The sequence below is a fragment of the Methylomagnum sp. genome (assembly GCF_054333355.1).
Genome location: NZ_JBTEKS010000144.1, coordinates 1 through 9,769 on the forward strand (window position 1 = coordinate 1; position 9,769 = coordinate 9,769).

The following is a 9,769-nucleotide window of genomic DNA, read 5'->3' on the forward strand; positions in this document are numbered from 1 at the left end:
GGATGTCGTCGAGGCTGGTAAAGATCATCGTAGGAGTGCCATTAAGGAAAGATTGAGGGAAATATTGCTTGATTTTACCCTGACAGCCTTAAAGTAACAATTGTGAACAATATACTTATGATAATTTGGGAACATCTCTAAAGGATGAACGCCCAAATTTATATTATCCAATACGTAACCCTTTTACCGGGTTGGACGTATGGCCTAAAACGACACGGGTTTGGGCTTTTGATAAAGATGCCACTCTAGTCAATGAAAAGGATAATTTATTATGGTGGGGCGTGAATGGAGATAATCCGGTTCCACGATTAAAAAAATTCCCGAGCGATGTTAGACAAGGAACGGTCCCGGTTACTATTTGGTTCCATCAAGATGTGGGGAACAATCAAGATGCACGTCGCGAAATATTGGCTTTTAATCCTGATTCGCCATTCTCAACGCCGAAGCCGGAATCCTTAATTAGTCAAATAGTTTCCATCGCTAGCAATCAAGGGGATATTATCCTTGACTCGTTTTTAGGTTCCGGCACTACCGCCGCCGTCGCTCACAAAATGAACCGCCGCTATATCGGGATTGAAATGGGCGAACATGCCGAAACCCACTGTTTGCCCCGCTTACAAAAGGTTATCGCCGGGGAACAGGGCGGCATTTCCAAAGCGGTCGAATGGCAGGGCGGCGGGGGCTTTCGGTTCTATACCTTGGGGGAATCGGTATTCCTCCCCGATGGCGGCATAAACGATCAAATCCGTTTCCCCACCCTGGCCGCGTTCCTGTGGCACTTTGAAACCGGGCAACCGGCGGGGCAAAGCTTCGATTCCCCGTTATTGGGCATTCACGAAGGTACAGCCTATTACCTGCTGTATAACGGCATCTTGGGCGACCGCCGCCCGGACGGGGGCAATGTCTTAACCGGGGCGATATTCGCCTGGCTGCGGGAACAATTCCCCCACGATGGGCCGAAAGTCATCTACGGGGAAACCACGCGCATTGGCGAGGCCCGCCGCAAGGCCGAGAATATTACGTTCAAGCAGATTCCTTATGACATCCGGGCGCGTTGACCATGTTTGAACTCAAAACCTATCAAGAACGCGCCCTGGCAAGCTTAAGCCGCCTGTTCACCCAATCCCGCACCGATGGACTCCACGCCGCGTGGGATGCCGCCATGGAAGCGCAAAACCGGCGCGGGGGCTATGGCTCTGCGGCGTTTGGGGACATTCCTTGCGTGTGCCTACGCATTCCCACGGGCGGGGGTAAAACCCTCCTGGCCGCGCACGCCATCGCCCAAACCGGCAAAGTCCTACGGGACACTGACGCGCCCATTGCCCTATGGCTCACCCCGTCCGATGCCATCCGCACGCAAACCCTAGACGCCCTGAAATCCCCGACCCACCCCTACCGGCTGGCCTTGGAACAGTATTTCCCGCAACGGGTCCGGGTGTGCGACCTGGAAAGCTTGGTGACGGTGGGGCCGCATGACGTGGGGAAGGCGGCGGTCATCATCGTGGCAACCATCCAATCCTTCCGCATCGGCGACACCAGCCAACGGAACGTCTACGCCTTTGACGAAACCCTAGAGCCGCATTTTCAGGGCTTAAGCCCGCAACGGGCGGCGGGTTTGGAAACCGTGTCGGAAGCCGACTTGGAAAACCAGCACTATTTCACGCGGGCCGACCTGGGGCGGGTGAAAGCGTCCATTGCCAATTGGCTACACCTGCACCGGCCTATCGTCATTGTCGATGAAGCCCACAACAGCCGCACGCACAAGAGCTTTGAAACCCTTAAGCGACTGAATCCCGCCTGCATTATCGAATTAACCGCCACCCCGCTACCCGGTTCCAACGTGCTTTATCACGTCGCGGCGCAAGAACTGAAAGCCGAAGACATGATTAAGCTGCCCATCATCCTACGGGAACACCCCACCGGCTGGGAGGATGCGGTAAGGGATGCCATCCTGACCCGCAAGCGCTTGGAAACCCTGGCACAAGGCGAAGCCGATTACTTACGCCCCTTGGTGCTGTTTCAGGCACAGCCCAAAGGGGGCGCGGTCACGGTGGACGTGCTGCACAAGCACTTGATGGAACAGGAACACATCCCGAAACAGCAAATCGCCATCGCCACGGGAAGCCAAAAGGAATTGGACGGGGTGAACCTGTTCGATTCCGCTTGCGCGGTGCGGTTTGTCATCACCGTGGAAGCCCTCAAGGAAGGTTGGGACTGTTCCTTTGCCTATGTGCTGTGTTCCCTACAGGAAAGCCGTTCGGCGAAGGATGTGGAACAGCTATTGGGCCGGGTGCTGCGGATGCCCTACGCCCGAAGCCGGGGGCACCAGGAATTGAACCGCGCTTATGCCCACATCGTGGCTACCAGCTTCGCGGAAGCGGCGGAACAACTGACCGACCGCATGATAAACAACATGGGGTTTGATCCTTACGAAGCGGCACAAGCGGTGCAACCCGGTCCCGATTTATTCGGGGATGACCCGCCGCCCAATCAACCGCCCCCTAAGCCGGTGCTGCCTGATTTCGTGGCGACCGTGCCCGGCAACACTACGCTACCCGTTCCGGCGGAACTGGCGGGGAAAGTCGAAATTCGCCCCACGTCCCAAGGGGCCACCGTCATCGTGAAGGGCGAAGTCACGGAAGCCGTGGAAACCTTCCTGCTTGCCACGGTCGAGAAAAAACACCAAGGGGCCATACAAGAAAAGATCGACAGGCACCGGGCGCAATGTGCGGCGGTGCTGGCCCCCGCCAGCCGGGGCGAGGTGTTCGCCCCCATCCCGATGCTTTGCCTATGGCAAGACGGGGGATGGCAACCCGTCGAAAAGGAAACCTTGGCGGAACTCGGGGGCTTGAACTTGCTTCAACACCCGGTGCAATTGGCTGGGTTCGCGGTTCACGAAACCGCTCGCACCTTTGAAATAGACTTGGACGGCAAGAAAATCACCTACACCACGGGGGATGCCCGGCAACTGTCCTTAAACGACATCCCCACGGAAGCGACGGAACAAGATTTGGTGCGCTGGTTGGATCGGGAAACCCGGCAACCGGATATTTCCCAAGCCGAGTTATTAAAGTATCTCGGGTTGATAGTGTGCCATCTAATCAGGGACCGGGGCTTATCGCTGACAGCCTTGGTGCGGGCTGAATTCCAATTGGCCGAAGCCATCCGGCGGGAAATCGACCGCTTGCGGCAACTCGCCATTTCGACCGGCTTTCAAAAAGCCTTGCCCGGTATGGAAGCGGTACGGCTGGAAGATGCCTTCCGGTACGCCTTCGAATTCCGCCCACATCATTACATGGCCCGCCCGCCCTACTATAGCGGGCGCTTCAAGTTCAAAAAGCACTATTACCCGCAAATCCACGACCTTCGGGAACGGCGGGCCGATGGTTCCCTAGCCGAAGAATTCCTATGCGCCCAAGCGATTGAAGCCCATCCGATGGTTAAGCATTGGGTCCGCAACGTCGAAAAGGAACCGCGCTTTTCTTTCTGGCTTCCGACCGCGACGGATTACTTTTACCCCGACTTCGTTTGCGAATTGGTGGACGGGCGCTTGCTGGCGGTCGAGTACAAGGGCGAACCCTACAAAACCAACGATGACAGTCGGGAAAAGATGCAAGTCGGGCACCAGTGGGAGAAATCCAGCGGCGGGCGGTGCTTGTTCCTGATGGCCATGGCTGAGGATGAGCAAGGGCGGAACGTGGCGGGGCAGATTGCCCATAAGGTCGAGCAAGGCTAGGGGAAGGGGCTTTTGTGGCTTTTGTGGTTAATGTCCTAAGCCCTTAAAAAGCTATTTTGAGCTTTATCCCTGTTTGGAAATCCTAAAGACGGGGGCTTCTTAAGCGGCATGGGAAGCCCTGCCCCGTGGGGCACTCGGGGGCAAATTGAGGCAACAACTGGCAAGCGATTACGGCAAGGATGTTTTTCTAAACCTTTGATTCGATTGGTTATCTAGTGCGGCGAATTGTTGCAGATTATCGCCGATGGAAGACTCTGACTCCGTCAACCTAGGTTCGAATCCTAGTCCCCCAGCCAATATGAAACAAAGGCTTACCCGGTTCATCCGGATAAGCCTTTTTTATCGCGCCTCGATTTATGGAGCGCAGCTTACGGTTGCGTCATCGCTGAGCTGATCCACTTCCGCATCCTTCTTCACGTACACGGCGGCATAGAAGCGCAGTTCGGCCTTGCCGGGGGCGGCGGCCTGCGGGGTTTCGTCGCGGAATGGCGGGAAATTGTCGCGGCCCAGGAACTTGTGGTCGGTTTCCGGGGGGTTTCCGATGGATGTTGACGCCGTCGGCGTCGTCCTGGTGGCGTCGGCGGATTTTGGTGGGATTTGAATGAAGGGCTAAAGGCGCGTGGGACCGAGCGAAACGCGGCGGCACGGCTTGATGGGTTCCGCGAAGCTCCGCCCGTCCTATTTGCAGCGCTGGCGCCAATATCCCGGCTCAGGATGGCGGCACAAGTCCAGCGCCAGTGCCACCGCCGCGTCGAGATTGGCCCGTGCCCCGGCGGATAAGCCGTCCCCCAATTCGAAGCGCTCCCCCCGAATCCCCAGCAAAAAGCATGGCGGTGGTTCCTCGCCCCGGATGTCCCGGTACACCCGCAACACCGACGCCGGGCTGATGGCGTGGGTGGAATAACTGGGATCGGCGGCGGCTTGCAGCGCTGTCAGCGACCAGGGTGCCGGGCAGGACAGGTGGGCGTCGGCGAACAGCACCAGCTTTCGACCCACCAAATCCAGGGCGTGTTCGATCTGCAACTGGAAATCGGTCAGCAACTCAATGCCGCCCGCCGCCCGACGAGTGTCCTCATCCAAGCGCGACTCCAATGCATCCAGCAGCAACGGACCCAGCGCGTCGTCGCCCCGGCTGGGATTGCCATAGCCGAAAATCAAAACCGCCGCCGTCATTGTGCCCATGGCCGGATTATTTGGGTAGCGCTCACGATTTTTTAGCCTCGTCCTGTTCGGTCATCATCGGTTCCAAGCTCAAGGTCAACGTCCCGGCAGGCGCGGATTTCGCTGGCGCGGCCTCGCCGACGCTAGTGTCGGGGCCGGGCGGGGCGGCGTTGTCGGTGGGTTCGCTGGACCGTGCGCCGGGGTCCAGCAGGCTGATTTTGAGCCGCACGTTGTTGGCCGAGTCGGCGTTCTTGATCGCCACCTCCGATGTGATTAAGCCCTGTCGGTACATCCTGACCAAGTGGTTGTCGAAGGTCTGCATCCCCACGCCCTCGGATTTCTCCATGACTTCCTTGATGGCGTGGGTCTCGCCCTTGCGGATCAAATCGGCCACCAGGGGCGTGCCCAGCAGGATTTCGATGGCGGCGGCGCGCTTGCCGTCCACCGTGGGCACCAGCCGTTGCGACACGAACGCCTTGAGGTTGAGCGACAGGTCCATGAGCAGCTGGTTGCGCCGCTCCTCGGGGAAGAAGTTGACGATGCGGTCGAGCGCCTGATTGGCGTTGTTGGCGTGCAGGGTGCTGAGGCACAAATGGCCGGTCTCGGCGAAGGCCAAGGCGTGTTCCATCGTGTCCTGGGAACGGATTTCGCCAATCAGGATCACGTCCGGGGCTTGCCGCAGGGTGTTCTTGAGGGCGTCCTCGTAGGATTGAGTGTCCACGCCCACTTCCCGCTGGTTGACCAGGCTCTTCTTGTGCGGATGCATGAACTCGATGGGGTCTTCGATGGTGATGATGTGGCCCGCCGAGTTGGTATTGCGGTAGTCGATCAGCGCCGCGAGCGAGGTTGATTTGCCGGAGCCGGTGCCGCCCACGAACAGCACCAGCCCGCGCTTCTCCATGATGACGTTCTTCAATGTATCGGGCAGGCCGAGCTCCTCGACGGTCGGAATCTTGACCTTGATGTTCCGCACCACCATCGCGTAAGAGCCGCGTTGCCTGAAGATGTTGACCCGGAAGCGTCCCACGCCCGGCTCGCTGATGGCGAGGTTCATTTCCGGCTTATGCTCGAACTCCCGGCGCTGATCTTCGGTCATGATCGAATTGGCCACCTCCTCGATCATTTCGTTGGTCAGCGTCACGTTCTCGATGGGGGTGAGCTTGCCCTGGAACTTGGCGGCGGGCGGGGCGTGGGCGGTCAGGTAAAGGTCGGAACCGTCCTTGTAAACCAGCAGCTTGAGGTAGGCTTGGAACTTCATGGGGCAATCTCCGAAGAAACAAAGTCGGGGGGCTGGCGAATTCCCCCTCTTGTGGTTCCGTGGCTTTAGTCGGAGTCCGGGGGGATGTGCCGAGGCGGATGTTACACGCAACGCCGGGACGTGGCGGCGTCGCGTGGGGTGAAAATAAATGGGGAATATTACCGATAGACACCTTCCCGGCACCATAAATGTCGGGCATGGGTACATGCCCGACCTACGGGAAAGGTTTAGGTATGCCGTTCCAGGCGGGCGACCACGTTCTCGGCGGCGTCCAACACTTCCAATTCCAGCGGCATCTTGCCCAGCGCGTGAGTGGCGCAGGACAGGCACGGGTCATAGGCGCGGATGGCGACCTCGATGTGATTCAGCAAGCCTTCGCTCGGCTCCTGCCCATCCAGATAGGTCGCGGCCACCTGGCGGATGGATTCGTTCATCGCCTGATTGTTGCTGGTGGTGGAAACAATCAAGTTGGCCTTGGTCACTAAGTCCTGGTCGTCGATCTGGTAATGATGGAACAGCGTCCCCCGTGGCGCTTCAATCACGCCGATGCCCTCGTAGCGCTTCTCGCCCTGCGTCACCAAATCGCCGCTCAGCACATCGTCATCCAGCAGGAAGCGCTGGATACCTTCCGCCGAATGCAGCGCCTCAATCATCCGCGCCCAGTGAAAGGCCAGCGAGCCATGGATTGGCCCGCCCGCGCCGTGGGCCAGAAAATCTTGCCGCGCCGCTTCCGCCAGCGGGGTGTCGATGTAGTCGCAGTTGTTGATCCGAGCCAGCGGCCCGACCCGATACCAGCCGGTTTCTTTGCCCTTGGACGTGATGTAGGGGAATTTCATGTACGACCAGGGCCGCACTTCCTCGCGCAGATAATCTTGGTAATTCCGGTAATCCACCTGGTCGAAGATGGTCTTGCCCAGATCGTCGCGAGCGCGCAGGCCGCCGTGGTAAAGGTCGAGGGCGCCGTCCGGGCGGGTCAGGCTGAGGAAGTTGGAGCGGATGTAGGCGAATTGCTGGTTGTGGTCCAGGTCGCTGAGATACAAGCGCTTCGCCATCTCCACCGCTTCGCCGGACCACTCGATGGCGTGGTCGATGCCTTCCAGCAAATAATCCCGTTCCTCGACGGTCAGCGCCTTATTCATGCCGCCGGGAATCGCGCCGGTGCCGTGAACCCGCTTGCCGGAAATCACCCGGATGACCTCCTGGCCGTACTTCCGCAGCTTCACGCCCTTCAGGCCCACGTCCGGGTACGCCGCCAGCACGCCGACGATGTTGCGGCTCGCCAGATCGCTGCCGAAGCCGAACAGCAAATCGGGCGAGGACAGGTGGAAGAAGTGCAGGGCGTGGGATTGCAATATCTGGCCGAAATGCAGCAGGCGGCGCAGCTTGTCGGCGGCGGGGGTGAGCTGGTCCACGCCCACCAGTTGATCCACGGCCTTGGCGGCGGCGAGGTGATGACTCACCGGGCAGATGCCGCACAGGCGCTGGACCATGATGGGCAGCTCCCAATAGGGCCGACCTTGGATGAAGCGCTCGAAGCCCCGGAATTCGACGATGTGCAGGCGGGCCTGCTTGACGTGGTTGGCCTCGTCCAAGAGCAGGGTCACTTTGCCGTGGCCTTCGACGCGGGTGACCGGGTCGATGACGATCCGCTTGAGGTTTTCCGGGTGTTCGGCGGTTTCGAGATGTTCGTACATGGCGTGTCCTCGCAGGGTGTGCCGCCGCGTGGCGGCTGATTTCCCAAGCATAACACAGCGATTTTGAAGGACTGTTTCGGGGCGGGGAATGGCTCGCTACTCGGCGCGGGTCCGGGGATGGCTCGCCAAATCATTTGACTTAAAGATGAGAATGGTTATCATTTTAATCCCCGCAAGATTGATTTTCGAGGAATTGGCCATGACTCCACGTCACCGCAACATCAACCCGGCCGTGGGCGAGAACGAACCTTCGTCCGCGCCCGAGCTTGTGCAGCAAGCCCTACGCTTTCTCCTGATGCGCTACGCCCGCAGCCCCTCGCCCGGCATCGCTGGCAACATCGCCACCTGCGTCGAGCAGTTGTTGAGCAACCCACGCTTCGCGCCGCCCCCGGACGAGCGCTGCACTTACCGGCACATGCGGGCCTATTGGCGCTTGGTGGAAAGCCTTGGCTGATGGGATGGCCCCGCCATCTCGGCTTCGGGAAGAACGGCCCCGCCAGTTGTCCTGTCTAAAGGCCGACGGCGGACGCCGTTTCAACCTAGCACGAGGAGAACGCCATGTATCTCAAGCAGAAGAACGAGGGACATCTGGTCGAGGTGCTGAGTCTCAATGATTTGGTCAATCCGAATCACAAAACCGTCATTGGACGGCTGCATTACGGCGAAGAGATGCAAGACCCCGACAAGTTTCCTAAGACCAATTTGATATTCCCGTCCGGCGAAGCCCTGCCGCAATGCTGGCTGGATGTGCATTACCGGGATCAGGAGTTGCAGAGATAGACATTTTGCCCCTTCTCCCCTCCGGGAGAAGGCAGGGATGAGGGGATATCAAAAGGAAGAATGCTTTTTTGAATCCCCTCACCCTGACCCTCTCCCGCTGGAGAGGGGATTGATTAGCCCGAGGCGAGGCGGTGCGCCTGCCGCGTCGTCTCGGGTAGCCGATACCGCCCCACGCAGCGCATCACCCAATCCACCGCCGTGACCAAACTCATCCGGTGGCCCGCCGAGATATAGAGCGGCTGCACGCCCACCCGCGTTCGTAGCACCGCGCCGATTTCCTCGCCTTTGTCCATGAGCGAAACCCAAGCGCCGCGCCGATCCGGCACGTCCATGTGCGTGCCTACCAGACGGGTTTTGCCGACGCCGATGGTGGGCAAGCCGGTCAACACGCCCAAATGACAGGCGATGCCGAGGCGGCGCGGATGGGCGTAGCCCTGGCCGTCCACCAGGATTAAATCCGGGAGCGTGTCCAAACTGTCCAGGGCGTCCACCAAGGCCGGGATTTCGCGGAACGAGAGCAGGCCGGGAATGTAGGGAAACTCGGTGGGCAGGCGGGCGAGGCGGCTTTCGATCAACGTTAAGGCCGGGAAATCCAGCACGGCGACGGCGGCGCGGGTGAGGGCGCCGTTGTCCTCGAAGCCCACATCCACACCCGCCACCCGGTGGATGCCGGGTGGCAGGTCGTCCTCGATCCGTACCAAGCCGCGCAACCGGTTTTGAATGGCGATGGCTTCCTGGAGCGGGACGTTCCAGGCGTGGGCGTGATGGAGTTGCAGAGTCATGGCGATGCCTCTTGATTCATAGGATGGGTGGAGCGATGGCGGAACCCATCATGCCCGGTGGCGCGAGATTCATCCGGCCAACGGCACCCGAGTGATGGGTTTCGCTGCGCTGCACCCATCCTATAAATTTGGTGTGCGCCACGCTCCGATAGTGCGATTCGGGCTTCCCTGCCCGAATCGCCCTCTCCGCGGGCGGTGATTGCCTTCGGCGGCCCCAGACGCCCTGCGTTCACCCGTCCCGACCCAACAAGGGGATCGGGACGTGGCTCCACAAATGGCTCTACGCCCGGTCGTGGGCCTTGCAGATTCCCTCCGGGAATCCGCCCGGCACTCGGGCTACCGGGGACTACTCGGCTCG

The 9,769-nt window shown here is 59.7% G+C and carries 8 protein-coding genes; 4 read left to right on the top strand and 4 right to left on the bottom strand.

Annotated features, from left to right (window positions below; all coding sequences use genetic code 11):
• Nucleotides 1-125 precede the first annotated feature (125 nt).
• On the top strand, nt 126-1,058 hold the full coding sequence (locus ACXWUF_RS12200) for a DNA methyltransferase (protein ID WP_458494941.1): 933 nt from the start codon (nt 126-128) through the stop codon (nt 1,056-1,058).
• 2 nt (nt 1,059-1,060) lie between these two features.
• On the top strand, nt 1,061-3,736 hold the full coding sequence (locus ACXWUF_RS12205) for a DEAD/DEAH box helicase (RefSeq protein ID WP_458494942.1): 2,676 nt from the start codon (nt 1,061-1,063) through the stop codon (nt 3,734-3,736).
• A gap of 678 nt (nt 3,737-4,414) precedes the next feature.
• Here the strand turns inward: ACXWUF_RS12205 and ACXWUF_RS12210 are convergent.
• The 3 genes from ACXWUF_RS12210 to ACXWUF_RS12220 form a co-directional block, all read right to left on the bottom strand.
• Nucleotides 4,415-4,918 carry a hydrogenase maturation protease gene (locus ACXWUF_RS12210; RefSeq protein WP_458494943.1) on the bottom strand — a complete coding sequence of 168 codons (504 nt, stop codon included), beginning with the start codon at nt 4,916-4,918 and terminating at the stop codon, nt 4,415-4,417.
• A 22-nt stretch (nt 4,919-4,940) separates the two neighbouring features.
• Nucleotides 4,941-6,155 carry a PilT/PilU family type 4a pilus ATPase gene (locus ACXWUF_RS12215; protein WP_458494944.1) on the bottom strand — a complete coding sequence of 405 codons (1,215 nt, stop codon included), beginning with the start codon at nt 6,153-6,155 and terminating at the stop codon, nt 4,941-4,943.
• 227 nt (nt 6,156-6,382) lie between these two features.
• Nucleotides 6,383-7,849 (bottom strand): Ni/Fe hydrogenase subunit alpha, encoded by a 1,467-nt coding sequence (locus ACXWUF_RS12220; protein WP_458494945.1) that lies wholly within the window; start codon nt 7,847-7,849, stop codon nt 6,383-6,385.
• Nucleotides 7,850-8,048: 199 nt separating this feature from the next.
• On the opposite strand from ACXWUF_RS12220, the gene ACXWUF_RS12225 reads away from it, so the two are divergent.
• Together ACXWUF_RS12225 and ACXWUF_RS12230 are read left to right on the top strand one after the other, a co-directional pair.
• Nucleotides 8,049-8,303 (top strand): hypothetical protein, encoded by a 255-nt coding sequence (locus tag ACXWUF_RS12225; protein WP_458494946.1) that lies wholly within the window; start codon nt 8,049-8,051, stop codon nt 8,301-8,303.
• Nucleotides 8,304-8,407: 104 nt separating this feature from the next.
• Nucleotides 8,408-8,629, top strand: coding sequence for an acetyltransferase (locus tag ACXWUF_RS12230; RefSeq protein WP_458494947.1), 222 nt, complete (start codon nt 8,408-8,410; stop codon nt 8,627-8,629).
• A 113-nt stretch (nt 8,630-8,742) separates the two neighbouring features.
• Here ACXWUF_RS12230 and nfi read toward each other — a convergent pair whose 3' ends face one another.
• Complete coding sequence (gene nfi / locus ACXWUF_RS12235) at nt 8,743-9,411, bottom strand: deoxyribonuclease V (RefSeq protein WP_458494948.1); 669 nt, start codon at nt 9,409-9,411, stop codon at nt 8,743-8,745.
• Nucleotides 9,412-9,769: the final 358 nt, after the last annotated feature.